We start from the raw sequence: 20,803 nt of genomic DNA, 5'->3' as shown, positions 1-20,803 counted from the left end.
ACGATGCCGAAGGCGGCCCACCCCCCGTAGAAGACCGCGGCCACCAGGCCGAGCGCGGTGACCGCGAACGACCACCCGAAGGTTTTCAGAACCACCGGTCAGTTCACCGTGCCCTCGGGGAGGAGGACGATGCCGTCGTCGTCGGCGTGCAGGATGTCGCCGGGGTGGAAGGTGACGCCGCCGAGGACGAGGGGGACGTCGACGGCTCCGGCGGAGTCCTTGGCGCTCTTGCGGGGAATGGTGCCCTGTGCCTTGATGCCGAGACGGAGTCCGGCGAGTGTGGCGCTGTCGCGGACGGCGCCGTGCAGGACGAGGCCGGCCCAGCCGTTGTCCTGGGCGGCTCCGGCGATGAGGTCGCCGACCAGGGCGGTGCGCAGGGAGCCGCCTCCGTCGACGACCAGCACGGCGCCTTCGCCGGGAGTGCGCAGGAGGTCGCGCAGGAGACCGTTGTCCTCGTGGCAGGAGACGGTGCGGACCGGGCCGGCGAAGCTCCGGTGGGCGCCGAACTGGCGGAACGGCAGGTCGCAGACGCGCAGTTCGGTGCCGTACTGGTCGACGAGGTCGGCGGTGGGGACGGGGGTGACCATCATGGGCTCCTTGTTCGCTGGGTGGCTGCCGCGCGCGCGGCTCATCCGGCCGTCAGGGGGATGGGGGCGCGAGCGCGGCAGCCTGCTCGGGGGTGAGGGGGCGGGTGGCGTGTCCTCGCAGGAGGAGGTGCAGTTTGGCGGTCTCCTCCAGTTCCTCGATGGCGTCGGCGGCCTGCTCCAGGGAGGAACCGGCGATGACGGGCCCGTGGTTGGCGAGGAGGACGGCGTGGTGGGTGCGGGCCGTCCGCTCGGCGAGCGGTTCCAGGCCGCTGTCGCCGGGGGCGTGGTAGGGGAGGAGGGGGAGGGTGCCCACGCGCATGGCGTAGTAGGCGGTGAGCGGGGGCAGCGCGTCGGCCGGGTCCACGTCGGCGAGGCAGGAGACGGCGGCGGCGTGGGTGGAGTGCAGGTGGACGACCGCGTGCGCGCCGGGCCGGGCGCGGTAGAAGGCGGCGTGCAGGAACGCCTCCTTCGTGGGCCGGGGTCCTTCGAGGTGCGTGCCCTGCGGGTCCGTGCGCGACAGGTCGCCTTCCTCGACGGTGCCGAGACTGGATCCGGTGGGTGTGAGCAGCAGGCTGCCGTCGGCCAGGCGGACGGACAGGTTGCCGGTCGAACCGTGGGTCAGACCGCGCGTGAACAGGGAGCGGGCGGTGCGGACGATGAGCGCGCGGGCGGCCGACTCGTCCGCGTAGGCGGTCACTCGGTCTCCGTGAGGGCGCGGGTGAACAGGTCGGGGGCGCCGAAGTTGCCGGACTTGAGCATGAGGGCGAGGTCGCCGTGCTCGGTGGTGGCGTACGTCCAGGGCACACCGGGGTCGGCCTCCTCGCCGACCAGGACCGCACGGACGCCGAGGGCCGTGGTGACGGCGCCGGACGTCTCCCCGCCGGCGACGAGGAGTCGGCGTACGCCGCGCTCGACGAGGTGGGAGGCGAGGGTGCCGAGGAGTTCCTCGACCTGCGCGGCTGCTTCCGTGACGCCCAACTGGGCCTGCACGGCGGCCAGTTCTTCGGGAGAGGCGGAGGCGTAGATCAGGACGGGCAGCTCCGCCTCCTGTGCGTCGTACCACGCCAGTGCCTCGCCGGTGACGTCGCGGCCGGACGCGGCGGCGAGGACGTCGAGGTGGAGGGAGGGCAGGCCGGCGGCGTAGAACTGGGCGATCTGCTCCAGGGTGCGGGCGGAGCAGCTGCCGGCCAGGACGGCGGCCCGCCCCCGGGACGGCGTCGGTTCGGCGGCGGCCGGTCCGGTGAGGGGGTAGGCGTGTCCGAGTCCTTCGGCGAGGCCCGCGGCCCCGGCGACGACGGGCAGTTCGAGCGTGGCGGCACCGAGCACGGCGAGGTCCTCGTCGGTGAGGGCGTCGGCGACGACGTGCCGGACGCCGGCCTGCTGGTGCGCCGTGATCGCCTCGCGGACGGCCTCGACCCCGCGCCGCACGGTGGCCCAGTCGACCAGGCCCACCGGGTGGCGGGTCTGCGCGGACAGCAGGCGCACCAGGGCGGAGTCCGTCATGGGGTTGAGCGGGTGGTGGCGCAGGGGCGAGTCGGAGAGCAGCTGGTCGTGGACGAACAGGTGGCCCTGGTAGACCGTGCGGCCGTTGGGCGGGGAGGCCGGGCAGTGCACGGTGACGGCGCCGCCGGCGGCGTCCAGGAGGGCGTCGGCGACCGGGCCGATGTTGCCCTGCGGGGTGGAGTCGAAGGTGGAGCAGTACTTGAAGTAGACCTGTGCGGCCCCCTTGGCCCACAGCCACCGCTGGGCGGTGCGGGAGTCGGCGACGGCCTGGTCAGCAGGCGTGGAGCGGGACTTGAGGGCGACCACGGCCGCGTCACAGTCCGCCGGCAGGGTGGTGGTGTCGTCCGGGGCGCCGAAGACCAGGGCGGTGCGCAGGCCGGCACGCCGGAAGGCGGCGGCGACATCGGTGCCGCCGGTGAAGTCGTCGGCTATGCAGCCGATGCGCAGGGTCATGGTCGGGCTCTCTCCTCGGGCTGTGCGTCGTGCGGCTCATGGGGTCCGGGGCGGGCGGCGCGGGAACCCGCCCCGGACGACCGGGGGTTGCTACCGGCCGGCGCCGATGGCCTTGATGACGGCGGCGGTGAACTCGGTGGTGGAGGCCGAGCCGCCGAGGTCGCGGGTGGAGGTTCCGGCGGCGATCGCGTCGGCCACACCCCGCTCGATGATCTTGGCGACGGCCGCGAGCTGCTCGTCGCCGTGCTTGGCGGCGAGCCACTCGAACAGCATGGCGCCGGAAAGGATCATGGCGACCGGGTTGGCGATGTTCTGCCCGGCGATGTCGGGGGCCGAGCCGTGGGACGCCTGGGCCATGGCGGTGGTGGCGGAGGAGTTGATGGACGGCGCGGTGCCCAGCGAACCGGAGATCTCGCCGGCCAGGTCCGAGAGGATGTCGCCGAACATGTTCTCGGTGACGATGACGTCGAAGTCCTGGGCGCGGCGCACCAGGTGGACGGTCATGGCGTCGATGTGGAAGTCGTCCACGGCGACGTCCGGGTAGTCCTTCGCCACTTCCTGGCACACCGTGCGGAACAGGCCGGTGGTGAGCTTGAGGACGTTGGCCTTGTGGACGATGGTGAGCTTCTTGCGGCGCGAGCGGGCCAGGTCGAAGGCGACGCGGGCGACGCGCTCGGTGGCCTCGCGGGTGATGATGCCCAGCATGATCGCGGTGTCCGGGGTGGGCATGAACTCGCCGGTGCCCGCGAAGGTGTTGCGGTCGGCGTAGAAGCCCTCGGTGTTCTCGCGGACGATGACCAGGTCGGCGTTGTCGCAGACGGCCTTCGCGCCGGGGAAGGACTTGGCGGGTCGGATGTTGGCGAAGAGCTGGAAGTGCTTGCGCAGGGTGCCCGAGGGGTTGAGGGCGGACTTGTGCGGCTCGGGGTAGCTCACGGAGTCGTGCGGGCCGAGGTACCAGCCGTCCAGGCCGGCGAGGGCGTCCTTGGTCTCCTCGGGAACGGGGGTGCCGTGGGTCTCGATGGCGGAGGCGCCCAGCGGCAGGGTCACCCAGTCGACCTGGACGCCGGCGGCCTCGGCGGCGGCGGTGGCGATCTCGACGGACGACGGGACGATCTCGGGACCGATGCCGTCGCCTTCGAGGACGCCGAGGCGGTAGGTCTTGCTGCTCATGGTGCGGGTTCCTCTCAGAACAGGGGGGTGGGGCGGGTCAGGAAAGTGCTGTCGCGGCGTCGTTGAGCGCGGTCCAGGAGCGGGCGGCGGCCTTCGGGCTGTCACCGTCCTGGGTGTGCTCCAGAGTCAGCCAGCCGGTGAAACCGCCGGCTCGCAGCGCGGTGAACAGGGCGGGGAGCCGGGGATCGCCGATGGTCAGAGGGCCCCGGGTGGCGGGTGCGGCGAGTTGCAGACAGCCGGTGACCCCGGCGTGCTCGGTGACGGCCTGGACGACGTCGACGCCCTCGACATCGAGATGGTGGGTGTCCAGCACCAGCCCGGCCGGCACGTCGAGGGAGTCGATGACGGCGAGGGCTTCGGCAGGGGTGTGCCACAGGGAGGTGTTGGCCCGCGACTGGGGCTCCAGCGACAGGCGGCTGCCGCGCGTGGCGGCTTCCTCGGCCAGTTGCGCCACGGCCCGTTCGGCCCACAGCCGCTGCATGTCCGCGAGGCCAGGCAGGAAGGTGCCCCGGGTCTGGCCGAGGGTGACCGGCACCCCGAGGGCTCCGGCGAGACGGGCCGCGCCCAGCAGACGGGACAGGGCGTGGCGGCGGACGTCGGGGGAGGGGTCGGTCAGCGTCAGCCGGTCCTGGGCCGCGACCGGTCCGGTGCCGACGCCCAGGACCTTCAGACCGGCGGCCTCGACGGTCCGGGCGAGGGCCTCGGCGTCCTGCGCGCTGGTGTCGCGGACCTGTACCTCCACACCGTCGTAGCCCAGTTCGGCCAGTTGGCGGGCGGCCTCGGCGAGCGGTGCCGAGTGGCCGAGCGGCATGGGGGCGAGGCAGTCGGCACTGGAGACGGTGTAGGCCAGCGGCCACGGCAGCCCCGTGCTCATGACGCGACCGCCGGTGCTCCCGCCGGGGCGAGCAGGCTGCGCAGTTCGCGTGCGGCGGCGCCCGCGCCGTCCAGGACCGGCACGCCCAGCAGGTCGGCCAGGGCGTCGCGGGCCGGGGTGAGCGAGTACTGCGCCAGCAGCACCGCGTCGGCGTCGGCGCCCCCGGCCGCGCGCAGGGCGCCCGCCAGGCGCCGGGCGGCCTCCTCGGGGCGGGCCCCGGCGGCCTCCTCGCTCAGGGCGGTCACGATGTCGACCGGCTGGTCCGGGCGGACGGCCGGGACAAGTGCTTCGAGCTGGGCGACGGCCGCCGGTACGGCAGGCGGCGTCGAGGCGACGACGGCGATACGGCGGTACGGGCCGGCCAGTGCGGCCTTGAACATCGCCTCGTCGGACTTCAGGACGGGCACGTTCCACAGGGTCCGGGCGGTGTCCACGACCTCGCCGTAGGAGGAGCAGGTCAGCAGCAGGGCCTGGGCGCCGCCGTCCATCACGTTGCCGATCAGGCGGAGCATCCGCCGGCGCAGCGCGCCGGTGAGTCCGCCGACGCGGCGGGCGTCGTCCAGGAGGCGGTCGTCCAGCACGTTCCAGACCGTGGCCTGGGGGAACTCCCGCGCGAACGTCTCTTCGGCGATGCGGTGCGCGGTCGGCACGGCGTGAATCATGGCGACCAGGGGTCGGGGTTCGATCACCGGGGTTCTTACCTCTTCCGGTAGGCGGGGACCGGCAAGGGTCCCGACCGCGGGCCTGCCTCCGGCCGGCGTACGACATGTTTCCCGACGGCGGGGGGCACGGGCCCGAGATGGGGGACGGCGGCGTGGTGTCGCGGTGCCGTGCCGTCACTGTAGGCCGAACCGGTCAACCGGTCAACCGGTTGAGTCGACGCGGAGCCCGCGGGCGCCGGTACCGGCCCGGCTGCCCGCGGTCTCCCGCTACGCCTCGCGCTGTTCGAGGGCCTTCATCAGGCGACGGGACGCACCCTCCATGTGCCGGGCCATCGACGTGCGGGCGGCCTCGGCGTCACCGTTCGCGACCGCCTCGTAGATCGGCACGTGGTCGGCGTAGGCCACCTCGCGGGACCGTACAGCGCCCGTGCGCTCGACCCAGCCGCGCTGGATCATCGCGCGCATGCCCTTGAGCATGTCGCGCAGCACCGTGTTGCCGGCCAGCTCGCCGAGGGCGGCGTGGAAGGCGGTGTCCGCCTCGGGGAACTCGTCGTCCGGGCACTCCCGCATCGCCGTCAGCCGGGCCCGCAGCAGTTCGACGCCCGCCTCGTCGCGCGCCTGCGCGGCCAGGCCGGCGACGATCACCTCCAGTTCGGCACGGGCCTGCACCATGTCGCGGGCCCCCCGCTCGCCCAGGACCAGCCCCAGCTCGAACAGGCGGTAGAGCACGTCGGAGTCGGTGCCGCGGAAGTACGTCCCGCTGGACTGCCGGATCTCCAGCAGGCCGAGGAACCCGAGCGACTTGATCGCCTCGCGGACCGTGGGCCGGTTCACCCCGAGCATCTCGGTGAGCTGCCGCTCGGAGGGGATGCGGTCGCCGGGCTGGACCTCGCCGGACATCAGGTAGTCGATCAGGCGGCGGGAGACCTCGGCGGCCAGCGGCTCGCGCGGCTCGACCGTGATCCTGGCGAGTTCGGCCATCGATTTCCTCACTTCGGTATTGACGCGATGGCCGGATTCTAGTTACCTACCGGCAATCCGGTAAACCGGTTGTCCGGAAGAGGGGGCAGTCGGATTCGCCCTCTTCCCGCCCGTCGTCCGGCGAGCCCGCCGCACAGGAGCCGCACGTACCATGACCGACCCGACGCACGAGCCGAGTACGGCCACGCGTGCGCTGCCGGTCGTCACCCGAACCGACACGCACTGACCCCTGCGCCGTTCTGTGCCGCCGTCCGACCGGCGGCCCTCAGTCCTGCACCGACCAAGGAGCAACGATGCTCGCCGTCCTCGGCTTCGCCACCCTGGGCAGCTTCATGCTGCTCGTGATGCGGAAATACCTCTCCGCGTTCACCGCCATCATGCTCACGCCGATCGTCGCCGCCCTCGTCGCGGGCAAGGGGGCGAAACTCGGCGACATGATCATGAACGGTCTGGACACCGTCGCGCCCACCGCGGCGCTGCTGCTGTTCGCCGTCCTCTACTTCGGCCTGATGATGGAGGTCAAACTCTTCGAGCCGATCGTCCAGGCGATCGTCCGTGCCTCCAAGGGCGACCCGGTTCGCATCGTGGTCGGCACCGCGGTGCTCTCCCTGCTGGTCGCCCTCGACGGCGACGGCACCACCAGTTACATGATCGTCTGCTCTGCCTTCCTGCCCATCTACCGGCGCCTGGGCATGAACCCCCTCATCCTGGCGACGCTGGCGGCCATGGCGCTGGGCACCATCTCCGGCACCACTCCCTGGGGCGGCGCGGCGACCCGCGGCATCAGCGTCCTGCACCTGAGCGCCACCGAGTACTTCGTCCACATGATCGGCCCCATGGCGCTGACCAGCCTGGCCATCATCGCCGTCGCCTACTGGCTCGGTCTGCGCGAGCGTCACAAGATCGACGGGGAGAAGCTCGCCGCCTACAAGCTGGAGATCGCCTCCGGCGAGGCGTTCGAACCGGTCAAGGCGGACTGGCGCATGTGGTTCAACGCCGCCCTCACCCTGCTCCTGATGGTCCTGCTCATCATGGAGGTCGCCGATCTCCTCGTACTGTTCATGGTGGCGTTCGTCATCGCCCTGCTCGTCAACATCCGCGCCATCGGTGACCAGCAGGAACTCATCAAGCGCCAGGCCGCCAACGCCGTCCCGGTGATGATCCTGGTCCTGGCCGCCGGCGTCTTCACCGGCATCATGACCGACTCCGGCATGATCAAGGCCATGGCCGACGCGGCCCTCGCCATCGTCCCCGAGGGCTGGGGCAACATCATCCCGCTGTTCACCGCGGTCCTCGCCCTGCCGCTCGGCTTCTTCATGTCCAACGACGCCTACTGGTTCGGCGTCGTCCCCGTACTCGCGGAGTCCGCCGCGCACTACGGCATCCCCGCCAACGAGATCGCGCGCGCCGGGGCCATCGGCCAGATCCTCCACATGATGGGCCCCACCAGCGCCCCGCTCTGGGTCCTCCTCGGACTGGTCAAGGCCGAGCTGGGCGACTTCCAGCGGCACGCCCTGCGCTGGGGCGTCCTCGTGTCCGCCGCCTACATCCTCTTCGCCGTCGTCACCGGCGCCATCAGCGTCACCTGAGCCGCTCGCTGTGCCTCGCGGTTCTCCTCGGCCCCGGTGGGCCGCACCCCCTATCGGTGCGGTCCACCGGGCTCGTGCCGCGCCGGGGCAGGGGCCCGACGGTTCGTCGCCGCGGCTTCGGGCGTCGGGGCGACCGTGATGGCGCCGGTCACCCCCGACGGCCTGCCCGCCGCCTGTCCCGCGTCCTCGACGCCGGCGCCGTGTGCGTCAACGGCATGGTCGCCCCCGACCCGCGCCTGCCCTTCGGCGGCATCAAGAAGTGCGGCTACGGCCGGGAACTCGGCGCCGAGGGCGTCCGCGAGTCCGTCAACACCAAGACCGTCCGGGCCGGCCCGGACGTCTGACCATCCCCACTGGAGAACGCCATGCCCCACCACGACAGCGACGAGCCCTGCTTCGGTTCCTTCGAGCCCGCGGTCCTGCGCCCGGCCGAGCTGGCCTCCTTCAGCCGCGGCGGCGGCGCCCGCACCATCCCGCTGGTCACCCGGGCCGTTGGCGCCGAGGTCTTCCTCACCGGCCAGACCCTCTTCGACGGCGGCGCCGGCATCGCCCCGCACACCCACAACTGCCCCGAGAGCGTCACCATCCTCGAAGGCGACGCCATCGTGGAGATCGACGGCACCGAACACCACGTCACCCGCTTCGACACCACCTACGTCCCCGCGGGCATGCCCCACCGGTTCCGCAACGCCTCCGCCACCGAGCCGATGCGCATCCTGTGGATCTACGCGTCGGTCGACGCCACCCGGACCCTCGTCGAGACGGGTGTCACGGCGCGGGTCGACGCCGAGCACGCCAAGGCCCCCGCCGCAGGCCGCGACTGACACCAGGCTTCGCCCGCTGGCGGGCCGTGGCCGGACCGCACTTCGCGGCTCCGCCGCAGGTCGAATGCACCCGCCTGCGCCACGACCCATGCACCCAGGCCTACTGCGATTTGCGATCGCACCTTGCCCACTCGTCCGTGCGAGAGGTGCTCGCCCGCGGTGGGGCCGGTCATGTGGGGGCGGGAAGCGGCGGTCTTCGGCCGAGGTGGTCTCTGACCGCTGCCCTTCTGGTTCAGGATCGGGTGATTCGGCTGCTCAGCCCTGTGCGCGGAGAGACATGAAGAAGTCGTCGATATCCATGATCTCTTCGTCTGTGAGGGAGGGTGCGTGCCAATCCGTTCTCGCGCCGTGTTCCATGAACGCGGAAGGAAGCCGCGTGCCGTACGTCTCCACGTACTCGGCTGTGTCGCGACGCCAGTAATAGGTGCCGTCACTGTGAAGGGCTGATCCGCCCATGACCGAGAACTTCTGATCCACGACATCCTCCGTGTGTCCCATGAGGGCGATGATCACGGGTGCCGCTCTCAGATATTCCGCTACACGTACGCGTTCGTCGATGGGTATCTGACCGGAGAGTGCCTTGATCTCCTCCGCGTTGCGGCTGAAGCGGGACTGGCCGGAGAAGCTGCCGAACAAGCCGAGGGGGGTGACTTGACGCATGCGATGTCCTCCTGGTCGGACTGTTGGCGGCGGTGGACGTGGAGGTGGATATGTGGATGTGGTCACGCTAGCGCACGCGGGGGCGCCCGGAACGCGGTTCCGGGCGCCCCCGCCGGGCTACGGTCGGGCTGTTCCGGGCCGGTTCACTTCGGGTCGCCCAGGCTGCCCTCAGGCCACTCGCGGACTCTGCCGGTTCGTGGATCGAGGTCCACCTGATGGCCGCTCGCGTTCCTCACTTCCACGCCACCGAGCGCGTCGGAAAGTTCGTCCGCGGCCTTGCACGCGCCGTGGCAGGTCACCAGTTGGACGGGACCGCCGTCGTAGTACGGATTCTCTCTGACCAGATCAGCGATTTGCTGGGGGTGCGTTATCTTGCCGTCGACGATGAAGTCACCCTGCTCGTTACCGTGAACGATGACGTCATGGCCGTAATTTTCCTTCGATCGCAGCAGATTCTGAATCGTGTTCGCATCGTCGCCGACCGCTGTGGCGGTCCTCGTGTAGCGGACACTTCCGCCGGCCCAGGTGAAGGACGCGGCAGGCGGAACTCCCATAACGGTCGCTCCGGCCGCACCATGAGGAGAAGCCGCGGCCTTGCGCCACCCGGTCAGTCCGCCGACCCCGACGAGGACAACCTGCTGGGTGAGTTCCTCGGCGGCCTCGGCGTACAGGTCGGCGAGGGCGTCGCAGCCCTGCTGGCGGAGCATGTACTCGGCGCGGTAGAGGCGGTAGGCGGGGCGGACAGGGAGGTACTTGTCGACGAAGGCCCCGGCGCCGCCGTTCGCGCCGGTGAACGCGTCGTGCAGGTCCCCGGCGAAGACGAAGGGAGACTTGAAGACGTCGACGAAGGCGTCCCCGAAGATGCCCGCGGCTTCGCCGAGACTGTCGACGCGGTCGTCGTTCGGGTCGTCGGGGGTCAGTCCGCTGGGGTCGGTCAGGAGGGTGGGGACGTTGTCGGCGTAGGCGTAGGTCGAGATGTACGGGGCCGTCCGGGAGCGGGCGGCCGGGTCGGGTCGGGTGAAGCGGCCGGTGGTGGTGTTGTACTGGCGGGCGTGGAGGTCGAGGTTGCCGGTGGTGGTTTCGTGGCGGGCGCCGGTGTAGGCGGGAGGACTGGCGGGGGCGCCGCCGGTGACGGTGCCCAGGACCCGGGTGCCGAACGGGTCGTAGGCCCAGCGCTGGTAGAGGGTGCCGGTGCTGTTGGTGACGTCGACCGGGGAGCCCTGGGTGTCGTGGTGGTAGTAGAAGAGCGCACCGGTGCCGGTCTTGGCAGAGGTGGGCTGGCCGAGGGGGTCGTAGCGGAAGGACTGTTCGATGGTCCAGGCGCTGTCGTATTCGGTGGCCAGGATCGGTAGGGGGGCGTTGGGGTCCCACTGGGTGCGGTGGGTGACCGCTCCGTCCTTGAGGGTGGCGACCTGGTTGCCGCCGGCGTCGTGGTCGTAGGTGTAGGCGGTGCCCGCGACGGTGGCGGCGGAGATCTGTCCTGCCAGGTCGTAGGTGTAGGCGTCGGCGCCCTTCTTGGTCTGGTTGCCTTCGGCGTCGTAGTCGTAGGCGGTGGTCGTGGTGCCGGTGGTGGTGGAGGTCAGCTGGTCGGCCGCGTCGTAGGCGTAGCTGGTGGAGGTGGTGCCGAGGGTGGAGGTGAGGCGGTTGCCGACCTTGTCGTAGGTGTAGGACGTGGTGCGGCTGGTGGCGCAGCCGGCGACCCAGGGCTGCGGGAAGCAGCCGGAGGTGAGGCGGCCGGCGGTGTCGTAGGTGAGGTCGTAGCCGGTCGCGCCGACATTGGCGCGGGTGATGTCGATGTGCGTGGGCAGGCCCGCCGGGGAGAGGGCGAGGGCGGTCCTGGTGACGGTGGCGCCGGCCTTGGCGGAGGCGACGGCGGTGAGGCGGCCGGCCCGGTCGTAGGTGCGTTCCTCGGTCTCGGTGTTGGGCAGCGCGGACCTGGTGAGGTTGCCGGCCGGGTCCCAGGTGTAGGTGGTGGTCTTGCCGTCGGCCAGCATGGTGGCGGTGCGGCCGTCGTTGTCGTACGTGTAAGTGATCGTGCTGCCGTCGGAGTACTTGCGGGTGAGCATCTGCCCGGCGGCGTCGTAGGTGTAGGCGAAACCGCGGGTCTTGGTGAGGTTGCCGACCGCGTCGTAGACGAAGTCCTCGGAGATCTTGGAGTTGGCGCGGGCGGTCATGCGGCCGGCGTCGTCGTAGCCGAACGTCGCGTCGGGGGTGGAGTCGGAGTAGTCGATCTTGGTGAGCAGGCCGCGCGGGTCATAGGTGTAGCCGGTGGATCCGCGGGGCGTGGTCTTCTTGGTGAGGTTGCCGGCGGCGTCGTAGGCGTAGGTGGTCTCTCGCTTCAGCGGGTCGGCGACCGAGGTGAGGCGGCGGGCCGCGTCGTAGCCGTACGTGGTGACGTGGCCGTTGGCGTCGGTGCGCTCGGTGATGTTGCCGGCCGTGTCGTGGCCGTACGTGGTCACCGCACCGTCCGCGGCGGTGACCTCGGTCAGCCGGTCCAGCTTGTCGTAGCCGTAGACGGTGGCGCGCTTGTCGGCGTCCGTCCGCTTGACCACGTTGTTCACCGCGTCGTAGGCGGTGGTGGTCACGCCGCCCAGCGGGTCGGTGACAGTGGTCGGGTTTCCGGCCGGGTCGTAGCCGTAGGTGGTCGTGTACGGGGTCGGGTCGGCGCCGGCGGCGTTGCCGCGCGGGTCGACCGCGGTGGCCTGGCGGCCGTCGTCGTCGTAGGTCCAGCTCTCCTTGTGGCCGAGCGGGGAGGTGCGGCTGAGCAGGTTGCCGTCGGCGTCGTAGGCGTAGAGGGTGGTCTTGCCCAGCTGATTGGTGCTGCTGGTCAGCCGGTTGTTCTTGTCGTAGCCGGAGGTGACCGTCTTGCCTGCGGCGTCGGTGAGTCTGGTGACGTTGTCGTTGGCGTCGTAGGTGTAACTGGTGGTGTGGCCCAGCGGGTCGGTGGCGACGAGGGGCCGGTTGATCGCGTCGTAGGTCGTGCTGGTGGACGCGCCGGTCGGGCCGGTGACCTTCGTGGTGTTGCCTGCCGCGTCGTAGGCGTAACTCGTGGTGTGGGCGGCCGGGTCGGCGCCAAAGACGTTGCCGCGTGGCGAGACGCTGCTCAGCAGGCGGCCCACCTTGTCGTAGGTGTAGGTGGTCTTGCCGCCCGTCGCATCGGTCTCGGAGGCCAGGCGTCCACTCGCGTCGTAGGTGCGGCTGACGGAGTCGCCGGACGGGTCGGTGGTCCGGGTCAGGTGCCCGGCGTCGTCGTAGGCGAACGTGGCGGTGTCGCCCGCCGGGTTCCTGGCCGACGTCAGTTGCTCGGCGCCGTTGTACTCGTAGGTCGTGGTGCGGCCCAGTGGATCGGTGGCCGAGGTGAGCAGCCCGCGGCCGTCGTAGGCGTACGTCGTGGTGTGGTCGGCAGGGTCGGCGCCGGTGACGTTGCCGCGCGGGTCCGTCTTCGTCAGGATCCGGCCGGCCTTGTCGTAGGTGAACGTCGTCTTCTCACCCAGCGGCGTGGTGACCGAGGTCCGGTTGCCGGCGGCGTCGTAGCCGTAGGTGGTGACCTTCCCGCGCGGCGTCGTCACGGTCTCCAGCGGACCGAGCGGGGTGTACGTGTAAGTGGTCCTACCGCCCGACGGGTCCGTGGTGGACGTCAGTTGGTTCGACGTGTTGTAGGTGTACGTCGTCTTGTTCTTGCGGCCGTCGGTGTGACTGGTGATGTTGCCCGCACCGTCGTAGGTCCAGCTCTCCACGTAGCCGAGCGCGGACGGGGCGCTGCGGGTGAGCATCCGCCCGGCGCTGTCGTACGTCATCTCCGTGGTGTTGCCGCGCTGGTCGGTGATGGCGACGGGCCGCAGATCACGGTCGTAGTCGTAGGCGATGCTCTTGCCGTACGGGTCGATGGTCTCCATCAGGACGTTGCCGGCGTACACGTCGGTCCACACGCCACCGTCGGGCGCTGTGGTGTGCGACTCGCTCTTGCCGTCCCAGGTGAACGTCGTGGTCTTGCCGTTCTGGTCCGTCTGGGACTTGATACGGCCCGCGGTGTCGTAGACGTTGGTGACCTTGCCGCCCGCCGGGTCCGTGTAGGAGGACAGTCGCTTGTTCGCGTCGTAGGCGTACGACGACGTCCGGCCGGCCGGGTCGGTCACCGACGTCAGCAGACCGCCGGTGTAGCCGTACGACACGGACGTGCCGTCCGGCAGGCCCACCTCGGACAGCAGTCCGTCGGCACCGGGCGTGAAGGTGGTGGTGCGCCCGGCGGCGTCCTCGACGGAGGCGAGCGCGCCCGACGCGTACGTCAGGCTCAGACCCTGGCCGGCTCTGTCGGCCACGGAAGTGAGCCGGCCGCTGCTGTCGAACGTCCGCTTGGTGTGGTCCGACGTGGTGATCGTGTAGGTGCTCGCGCCCTTGACCAGCTTGGCCCCGGAACCCGCCGGGGCGGTGTAGGTGCCGTCACTGTTCCGGGTGAAGACGAACGACGCCCCGTCGTCCGTCCGATAGGTCGCCTTCCCTGTCGCGAGTGTCAGCTTCGCGTCGAACGGCGTCGCCCAGCCGCGCCCCAGCAGGCCGACGGCGCTCGCATCGGAGCGGTAGGTGCGCTCCAGAGCCAGAGGCACACCGGGGCTCACCAAGGTGGCGTCGGTGAGCTGTTCGAAGAACATGCCGGTGGCCGTGTTGACCGGGTCTGCACGGTGCGCCTGTGCGTAGCAGGTGCAGATGCCCGCCTGCGCTCCAGGAATCACCGGAGTGTAGAACGCCTCCACCAGCGGCGAGGTGGTGCCGCCAGGACTCGACGTCCCGTCGGCGCTGTTGAGGAAGACCCAGGCGTAGTACTTCTTGCCGTCCTGGAGGATTCCGCCCAGCGCGCTGCCGGCCCACCAGAAACACTGGTCGGTGGGGTAGGAGTTGCTCGGCCACCAGTCGTAGCACCAGGCCCCGGTGTCGGGGGTGGCGCCGCCGGGGTCGTCCGTGGACTTCTTGATCTCCTGCTGGACGACCGGGGAGCCGCCCTCGTCCAGGACGTACAGCCACATGCCGGTGTACGAGTCCCCCCGCTTGGGCAACTTCACCTGCCCGCCGATCGACAGCATGCCCGGGTACGCGGTGGCCCACGACGACACCCAGGTCGGGTTCTCGGCCGCCGCCGCGAGAGGCCGCAAAGCCACCTTCGACTCGGCTGCGGGACCGCGTTCGACGCGGTCTGCGTCCGGTCGGCTGTGGGGCTTGCCCTTGGGCGCCCGCTCCGGCGCGTTCATGTAGTCGCGCATCGGAGCCCGTTCGTGCCGGTCCTCGTCGACCTGCTCGCGGCGCTCGGCCAGCGTCATCGGCTTGGGGGGCCTGGGCAGGTCCGCGGCTGTGCGGGCCCGCGCCTGTGCGATGGCCGCGGTGCCTGCGGGGCGAGGCCCGTCCCCTGGCGACGCCCAGGAAGGGGCGACACCTGCTATGGCCAGCAGAGCCAGGGCCAGAACGACCGTGACGAGTCTTCGCGCTTGTGTGCGCACAGTGCATCACCTGTGAGTCAGGAGTGAAGAGAGGTCGCGGTGATGCATGATCAGGCAAGCCATCGAACTAACGTGCCGTGGGAAGCGGGGCCGAAACCCGACGAGGACCCCCACTCGCCTTGGCCATGAGTGCACTGGCTGAGGGGCCGAAGGGCTCCGCTTGGCCACTCGATATGGCGCGAAGGTGATCCGAAGCGCGAGGTGGTGCGGGTGAACGGACCTTTGACGGAGAGCCAGGAGAGTGTTTCCCCCGTGTCCATGGTTCGTGGACGAAGTCCCTCGGCCGCCGGTCAGCACGCGGCGGAGACGCTGTCCACCTCCAGGGCGGTGCTGGTGCGGGCGGTGATGTCCTCGACGGTGACGCCGGGAGCGGTTTCGACCAGGGCCAGGCCCTGGGGGGTGACGTCGAGGACGCCGAGGTCGGTGATGATCCGGTGGACGCACTGTTCGCCGGTGAGGGGGAGGGTGCATTCGTCGAGGAGCTTGGGGGCGCCGTCCTTGGCGGTGTCGATGTGGCCGCCGCGGATCATGCCGAAGGAGAGCGCGGAGTCGAAGAAGGATGCGCCGGCCAGGACGGTGACCGTTTCCTTGCCCGCGTGGCGTCGGTGGCGATGACGCGGGCGCCCTTGCGGGTGAGGGCCTCGGCCTCGGCGGCGCCCTGCCCGCGGGCTGCGCCGGTGACGACGACGCCCTTGCCGAGCAGCCTCTTGGGGTGCAGGTCGGTCACGGCCGCTTCCGGGAGCGGCGCCGGCCTGTGGGGAGGGGGACGGGCTCGACGCCGGGGACGATGGTGTTGGTGAGGGTGCCGATGCCCTCGACGGTGAGGGCGACGGTGTCGCCGGGCTTCAGGGGCGGCGGGGTCTGCTCGCCGCGCCGTCCCCAGAGTTCGGCGAGGCAGCCGCCGTTGCCGCAGGTTCCGGAGCCGAGGATGTCGCCGGGGACGACGCGGGTGCCGCGGGAGGCGTAGGCGGTCATCTCCTCGAAGGTCCAGCTCATGTTGGACAGCAGGTCCTCGCCGACCTTCTCGCCGTTGACCTCGGCGGTCAGGGCCAGGCGCAGGAAGCCTTCGGCGTCCCGGTACGGCTCCAGCTCGTCCGAGGTGACCAGGTACGGACCGAGGGTGGTGGCGGTGTCCTTGCCCTTGCACGGGCCGAGGCCCACCTTCATCTCCGCGCCCTGGAGGTCCCGCGCGGACCAGTCGTTGAAGACGGTGTAGCCGACGATGTGGTCGCGGGCCTGTTCGGCGGTGAGGTCGCGGCCCTCCCGGCCGACCACGGCGCCCACTTCGAGTTCGAAGTCGACTGCGGCCGAACCGGGGGGTACGGGGACGCCGTCCCCGGGGCCGTAGATCGCGTGCGGATTGGTGAAGTAGAAGGTCGGTGCCGCGTACCACTGCTCGGGGACTCCGGCGACGCCGTCGACGGACCTGCGCACCCCTTCCACGTGCTCTTCGAAGGTCACGAAGTCCCGCACGGACGTGGGCCGCAGTGGAGGCAGCAGCCGGACCTGGGAGACGTGCGGGCCGGGGGGTACGTCCAGGGCCGCGGCGCCGGCGGTGAGCAACCCGGGGAGCCCGTCGGTCCGCTGGATCAGTGCGGTGAGCGAGGTGACGCCCGGCAGGGGGAAGAGGGTGCCGTCCTCTTCCACGACCGCCGCCCGGTGGTGGTGTCGGTGTTCGTATGCGGCGAAACGCATGGTGCGGCTCCAGCGGAGTGTGATCAGGAGAGGGGGATGCGCATGAGGTCGTGACCCACGGTGACGCGGCCCCGGTAGCCGGCCGCCCGGGCGGAGGCGCGGGCCGCCGCGCCCCACTCGCGGTCGGAGAACTGGGCCGGGTCGGCCGGTGCGAGGTGGCTGAGGAGCACCTGGCGTGCCCCCGCGGCGGCGGCGATGCCGCCCACCTCGGCGACGTCGGTGTGCACCTCGCGCATGTGGTCGACGAGGGGAGCGGGCATGCCCTGCCCCTCGAACCACGCGGCGTCGACGGCCTCGTGGACCAGCAGGTCGCAGCCGCGGGCCAGCGCGATCAGGTCGTCGCTGCGGCTGGTGTCGCCGGAGAAGACGACGGAACCGTCCGCGGTGTCGAACCGGTAGGCGTATGAGGGGGACATGTTGCCGTGCGGGACCCGGGTCGCCGTCACCTTCACGGTGGCGGTGTCCAGGACGGTCACCACCGTGCCGTGCCGTGCCGACAGCTCGGTCACGTCGAGCATGGACACGGGGTCGATGCCGAAGCCCCCGGCGACGAAGGCGTTGGTGGAGGCGGCGAAGGTGGCGTTCGCACGCCGGGTGGTCTCGACGATGCCGGGCGCGGGCTGCTCGGGGGTGACGGGACCTGAGGTGATCGTGTCGCTCGGTCCAGGGCCCCACACCCGCACCGTGCCGCCGAACCCCGGCTGGGGCGGCATGACGCCGGCGCACAGCAGCGGGAAGTCGAAGTAGTCGACGATGTGGTCGGCGTGCAGGTGGGTGAGGAAGATTCCCCTGAGCGACGGCATCGACAGTTCCGCCCGCAGGTACTGGGTCACGGCGCCCCGGCCGCAGTCCACCAGGTAGGTGTCGGTGCCGACGGTCACGGCGGAGGCGATGCCCATGCGCTCGCCGTACGGCGGGGGGCCGCCCGCCGTGCCCAGCAGGTGCACGACTGTGCCCTTGCCCGGCCGGGACGTGTCCCGCGGCTCGGCGCGGGGCGCGGCGGCGGCCTGCGGGGTGACGGCGAGAGCGGTGGCGGCGGCGCCGCCGGCCAGCAGGCCGCGACGGGACAGCGGGAACATCGTGCGAGGGGTCATCGGGGGCGGTTCCTTCGATCGTCGTTGATGCGGGAGCCGTGGGGGGGGGGAGGAAGGAGGGCGAGCGGGGCCGGGGGCGCGGCGGCGGGAGTCAGGGCGTGGACGCCGCCGCCGCGTCCCCGGCGTACGGGGTGCGGGATCAGACCGGCGGGGCGACGAAGACGCCGCGGTCGGGGTCGTTGAAGGACTCCTTGGCGACGAGTTCGTTCATGGGGTTGGCGGTGCCCCACTGGTCGGTGACCTCGGGCTGGGAGAAGTCGTAGACGTGGGGGTGCCAGGTGTCCTCGTCCAGGTTCTCCAGCTCGGTGGTGTACTCCACGGTGTTGCCGTGCGGGTCGAGGAAGTAGGTGAAGGTGTTGTCGCCCGCCATGTGCCGTCCGGGGCCCCAGATCTTCTTGAACCCGGCCCGGATGACGCGCCCGGAGCCGCGCATGTACTCGTCGATGCCGCGCATCTCGAAGGAGATGTGGTGCAGGGCGGTGTGCGGGCCCTTCGCGAGGGCCATGGAGTGGTGCTGGCTGCTGATGCGCATGAAGTGCATGACCTCGCCCATGTGCGGCGAGCTGAGTGTGTCGGAGAGGGCGAAGCCGAGGTGGCGCTCGTACCACTCCCGGGTGTGGTTCAGGTCGGGGGAGTTGAGGACGACGTGGGAGAGCTTGACCGGGATGGACTCCTTCTCCTCGATCCTGCGGTGCTGCCTGACCTCGACGTCGGCCGAGACCTCGATGGTGCGGCCGTCGACGTCGAAGAACCGGAAGCCGTACCCGCCGCCCGGGGTGTCGACCTTGCCCGGCCGGGAGATCAGCTGCACGCCGCCCGCGAGCAGTCGCTCGGCGAGGGTGTCGACGTCGGCCGCGTTCGCGGCGCCGTAGGAGACGAGGTCGAGGCGCTTCTCCTCGGCCCTGCGCAGCCGGACGACGTACTGCTCGGGGGAGCCCTCGGCGGCCAGGAAGGAGATGCCGGAGTCCTCGGCGACCTTGGTCAGGCCCCAGACGCCGGCGTAGAAGTCGAGCTGCTTGTCGTAGTCGGGCACGGCGAGGTCGACGTGCCGCAGGTGGGTGAGCAGGCGCATGATGGTCAGTCCTTCCGGAGGAGGGCGGCGGCGTTGCCGCCCCGGACGGCGTGGAAGTCGGCGTCGGACAGGCGCGCGGCGCGCAGGGCGCCGACCGGGTCCTCGGTCCCCATGTCGAAGGGGAAGTCGGAGCCGAGCAGCACCCGGTCGGCCCCGGCGACCCGGATCAGCTCGCGCAGCACGTGCGGGTCGTGGACGAGGGAGTCGAAGTACAGGCGCTTGAGGTAGCTGCTGGGCAGATGGGCGCAGCCGGCGCCCGCGTCGGAGCGGGCCGACCAGGCGTGGTCGGAGCGGCCGATGTGGGTGGGCAGGTAGCCGCCGCCGTGCGCGGCGACCAGCTTCAGCCCGGGGTGGCGGTCGAGTACGCCGGAGAAGATGAGGTGCGAGAGGGCGACGGCGTTCTCGGTGGGCTGCCCGACGGTGTTGGACAGGTACCACTGGTCCAGGCGCTCGTCGAGGGTGCAGCCGAAGGGGTGCAGGAAGACGAGCGCGCCGGTCTCCTCGGCCCGGGTCCAGAAGGGCTCGTACGCCGGGTCGGACAGCTCGCGCCCCGGGGCGTGACTGGAGATCTCCACCCCGGCCAGGCCCTGCTCCAGGGCGTGGTCCAGGGCGCGGACCGCCAGTTCCGGGTGCTGGAGCGGGACCAGTCCGAGTCCGCGCAGCCGCTCGGAGGCGGCCGAACAGTGCGCTGCCGTGGCCTCGTTGGCGAGCCGGTACAGCTTCTCGGCGGTGTCCTCGTCGGTCCAGTAGTGGTAGTGCGAGGGCGAGGGGCTGACCAGCTGCACGTCCACGCCCTGGGCGTCCATCGCGGCCAGGCGAACGGTCACGTCCGTCAGGCGGGGGAAGCGCTCGCGCACCATGGGGCCGCTGACGGCGAGGGCCGCGGGACCGTTGCGCCGGGCGTCCAGCTCCTTGGCCTCGGCGTGGCCGGGCAGCCCGGCGACGAGCGCCTCGACCTCAGGGAGCAGGACGTGGGCGTGCACGTCCACGGTGGGCGGGTTCGCCGCGGTCACGGCAGCTCCCTGAGCATGGTCATGGTGCGGCCCATCAGGCCGGGCACGTCGGCGTCGCGGACCCCGTCGAGCTGCCACTGCCCGATCTGTACGGATGCCTCCACGACCGGGCGGACGCGGGCGATCCGCCGCTCGTAGTACGCCTGGAACAGGACGTCGTCCCACGCGTCGGACCCAGTCAGCATCTGCGCGAGCACCCAGGCGTCTTCAAGGGACAGCGCGGCGCCCTGGGCGAGAGTGGGCGGGCAGCAGTGTGCGGCGTCGCCGACGAGCACCACCCGGCCGCGGTGCCAGGAGCCCTCGACCAGCAGCCGGTCGAACCAGGTGTAGTTGACCTTCGCCGGGTCGGTGATGTGCTCGGTGATCTCCGGCCAGTGGCCGCCGTAGGAGGAGGTCATGCGCCGCATCTCCTCGGCGTACGACTCCGGCGGGATCGAGGCGCGGTCACGATTGGCCTCTACGACGTACGCGTACAGCGTGGTCTCGCTGGTGGGGCAGTAGCCGGCGATGTAGGCCGGGCCGCCGTAGGCGAGGTCGGTGCGGACGACTCCCGCCGGACGCGGGGCCGCGATCCGCCAGATCGCCATCCCGGTGGGCTCGGGCTCGTCGGTGATGCCGATCGCGGCGCGGGTGCGGGAGCCGAGGCCGTCGGCGGCGACCACGAGATCGTAGCGGTGCTCGGTGCCGTCGGAGAGGCGCACGGAGACACCGTCGGAGTCCTGGTCGAGGATTTCGGCGGTGGTGCCGAGGCGGACGGTGGCGCCGCCGGCGCGCACGGCGTCGATGAGGATCCGCTGGAGCCGGGGGCGCTGTATGCCGACGGTGGCGGGCAGGTCGTCGCCGCCGGTGCGCAGGTCGTTCCGGGCGTGCAGGCCGGTGCCGTCGGGGGCGGTGATGCCGACCGAGCCGAAGCCGAATCCGGACGCCTCCACCTGCTCCCAGACGCCCAGTTCGCGCAGCACGCGCAGGGCGTTGCCCTGGAGGGTGATGCCGGAGCCGGCGGTGGCGTTCCAGTCGTCCTTGGCCTCGATCAGGTCCACGGTGAGGCCGGCGCGGCGCAGCAGGACCGTGACGGCGTTGCCGGCCGCGCCTCCGCCGATCACCAGGACTTTACGGGCTTCGCTCATGGGGAACTCC

17 protein-coding genes and 2 pseudogenes are annotated in these 20,803 nt (G+C 71.3%); 3 read left to right on the top strand and 16 right to left on the bottom strand.

All coding sequences use genetic code 11. The features are described 5' to 3' along the window. Positions 1-98 precede the first annotated feature (98 nt). From rraA to ACIQ6R_RS24550, 7 genes are all read right to left on the bottom strand, one after another. The gene (gene rraA / locus ACIQ6R_RS24580; protein ID WP_404223420.1) at positions 99-590 is read right to left on the bottom strand and encodes a ribonuclease E activity regulator RraA; all 492 of its coding nucleotides are present in this window, start codon (positions 588-590) and stop codon (positions 99-101) included. A gap of 49 nt (positions 591-639) precedes the next feature. After that, complete coding sequence (gene otnC / locus ACIQ6R_RS24575; RefSeq protein ID WP_404223418.1) at positions 640-1,284, bottom strand: 3-oxo-tetronate 4-phosphate decarboxylase; 645 nt, start codon at positions 1,282-1,284, stop codon at positions 640-642. After that, entirely contained in the window at positions 1,281-2,543 is a 1,263-nt protein-coding gene (otnK, locus tag ACIQ6R_RS24570; protein ID WP_404223416.1) for a 3-oxo-tetronate kinase, read from the bottom strand. The genes otnC and otnK overlap by 4 nt, the downstream gene beginning before the upstream one ends. 90 nt (positions 2,544-2,633) lie before the next feature. Then, the gene (locus ACIQ6R_RS24565; protein ID WP_404223415.1) at positions 2,634-3,713 is read right to left on the bottom strand and encodes an isocitrate/isopropylmalate dehydrogenase family protein; all 1,080 of its coding nucleotides are present in this window, start codon (positions 3,711-3,713) and stop codon (positions 2,634-2,636) included. A gap of 37 nt (positions 3,714-3,750) precedes the next feature. Next, the gene (locus ACIQ6R_RS24560; RefSeq protein WP_404223412.1) at positions 3,751-4,587 is read right to left on the bottom strand and encodes a sugar phosphate isomerase/epimerase family protein; all 837 of its coding nucleotides are present in this window, start codon (positions 4,585-4,587) and stop codon (positions 3,751-3,753) included. Then, positions 4,584-5,276, bottom strand: coding sequence for an aspartate/glutamate racemase family protein (locus ACIQ6R_RS24555; protein ID WP_404223410.1), 693 nt, complete (start codon positions 5,274-5,276; stop codon positions 4,584-4,586). The genes ACIQ6R_RS24560 and ACIQ6R_RS24555 overlap by 4 nt, the downstream gene beginning before the upstream one ends. A 240-nt stretch (positions 5,277-5,516) precedes the next feature. Then, positions 5,517-6,230 carry a FadR/GntR family transcriptional regulator gene (locus ACIQ6R_RS24550; protein WP_404171702.1) on the bottom strand — a complete coding sequence of 238 codons (714 nt, stop codon included), beginning with the start codon at positions 6,228-6,230 and terminating at the stop codon, positions 5,517-5,519. A 293-nt stretch (positions 6,231-6,523) separates the two neighbouring features. Here ACIQ6R_RS24550 and ACIQ6R_RS24545 point away from each other — a divergent pair, with 293 nt between their 5' ends. From ACIQ6R_RS24545 to ACIQ6R_RS24535, 3 genes are read left to right on the top strand one after another with little or no spacing between them, the layout of a single operon-like run. Continuing rightward, a complete protein-coding gene (locus ACIQ6R_RS24545; RefSeq protein WP_404223408.1) occupies positions 6,524-7,819 on the top strand; it encodes a CitMHS family transporter in 1,296 nt (431 codons plus the stop codon). Between the two features lie 56 nt (positions 7,820-7,875). Then, positions 7,876-8,163, top strand: a complete 288-nt coding sequence (locus ACIQ6R_RS24540) for an aldehyde dehydrogenase family protein (RefSeq protein ID WP_404223406.1) — start codon at positions 7,876-7,878, stop codon at positions 8,161-8,163. A gap of 21 nt (positions 8,164-8,184) precedes the next feature. Then, complete coding sequence (locus ACIQ6R_RS24535) at positions 8,185-8,643, top strand: cupin domain-containing protein (RefSeq protein ID WP_404223404.1); 459 nt, start codon at positions 8,185-8,187, stop codon at positions 8,641-8,643. Between the two features lie 255 nt (positions 8,644-8,898). Here the strand turns inward: ACIQ6R_RS24535 and ACIQ6R_RS24530 are convergent, their stop codons facing one another. The 9 genes and pseudogenes from ACIQ6R_RS24530 to ACIQ6R_RS24490 form a co-directional block, all read right to left on the bottom strand. Further along, the gene (locus tag ACIQ6R_RS24530) at positions 8,899-9,303 is read right to left on the bottom strand and encodes a hypothetical protein (protein WP_404223403.1); all 405 of its coding nucleotides are present in this window, start codon (positions 9,301-9,303) and stop codon (positions 8,899-8,901) included. Between the two features lie 143 nt (positions 9,304-9,446). After that, positions 9,447-14,615: a DUF6531 domain-containing protein gene (locus ACIQ6R_RS24525; protein ID WP_404223401.1), complete on the bottom strand. Its 5,169-nt coding sequence runs from the start codon at positions 14,613-14,615 to the stop codon at positions 9,447-9,449. A gap of 467 nt (positions 14,616-15,082) precedes the next feature. After that, positions 15,083-15,439, bottom strand: a pseudogene (locus ACIQ6R_RS24520) (CoA-transferase); the annotation flags it as partial. Further along, positions 15,382-15,519: pseudogene (locus ACIQ6R_RS24515) on the bottom strand (3-oxoacyl-ACP reductase); the annotation flags it as partial. The pseudogenes ACIQ6R_RS24520 and ACIQ6R_RS24515, both read right to left, overlap by 58 nt. Then, positions 15,516-16,487 (bottom strand): fumarylacetoacetate hydrolase family protein, encoded by a 972-nt coding sequence (locus ACIQ6R_RS24510; RefSeq protein ID WP_404223399.1) that lies wholly within the window; start codon positions 16,485-16,487, stop codon positions 15,516-15,518. The pseudogene ACIQ6R_RS24515 and the gene ACIQ6R_RS24510, both read right to left, overlap by 4 nt. Positions 16,488-16,510: 23 nt before the next feature. Then, the gene (locus ACIQ6R_RS24505) at positions 16,511-17,581 is read right to left on the bottom strand and encodes an MBL fold metallo-hydrolase (protein ID WP_404223396.1); all 1,071 of its coding nucleotides are present in this window, start codon (positions 17,579-17,581) and stop codon (positions 16,511-16,513) included. Between the two features lie 139 nt (positions 17,582-17,720). Beyond that, on the bottom strand, positions 17,721-18,653 hold the full coding sequence (locus tag ACIQ6R_RS24500; protein WP_404223395.1) for a VOC family protein: 933 nt from the start codon (positions 18,651-18,653) through the stop codon (positions 17,721-17,723). A 5-nt stretch (positions 18,654-18,658) separates the two neighbouring features. After that, entirely contained in the window at positions 18,659-19,666 is a 1,008-nt protein-coding gene (locus ACIQ6R_RS24495) for an amidohydrolase family protein (RefSeq protein ID WP_404223393.1), read from the bottom strand. Next, complete coding sequence (locus ACIQ6R_RS24490; RefSeq protein WP_404223391.1) at positions 19,663-20,793, bottom strand: FAD-dependent oxidoreductase; 1,131 nt, start codon at positions 20,791-20,793, stop codon at positions 19,663-19,665. Before ACIQ6R_RS24490 ends, ACIQ6R_RS24495 begins: the two co-directional genes overlap by 4 nt. Between the last annotated feature and the right edge of the window lie 10 nt (positions 20,794-20,803).

The sequence above is a fragment of the Streptomyces sp. NPDC096048 genome (assembly GCF_044763415.1).
GTDB lineage: Bacteria > Actinomycetota > Actinomycetes > Streptomycetales > Streptomycetaceae > Streptomyces.
Note: the sequence above shows the minus strand (reverse complement) of the source record. Positions and strands in the feature narration are given on the sequence as shown.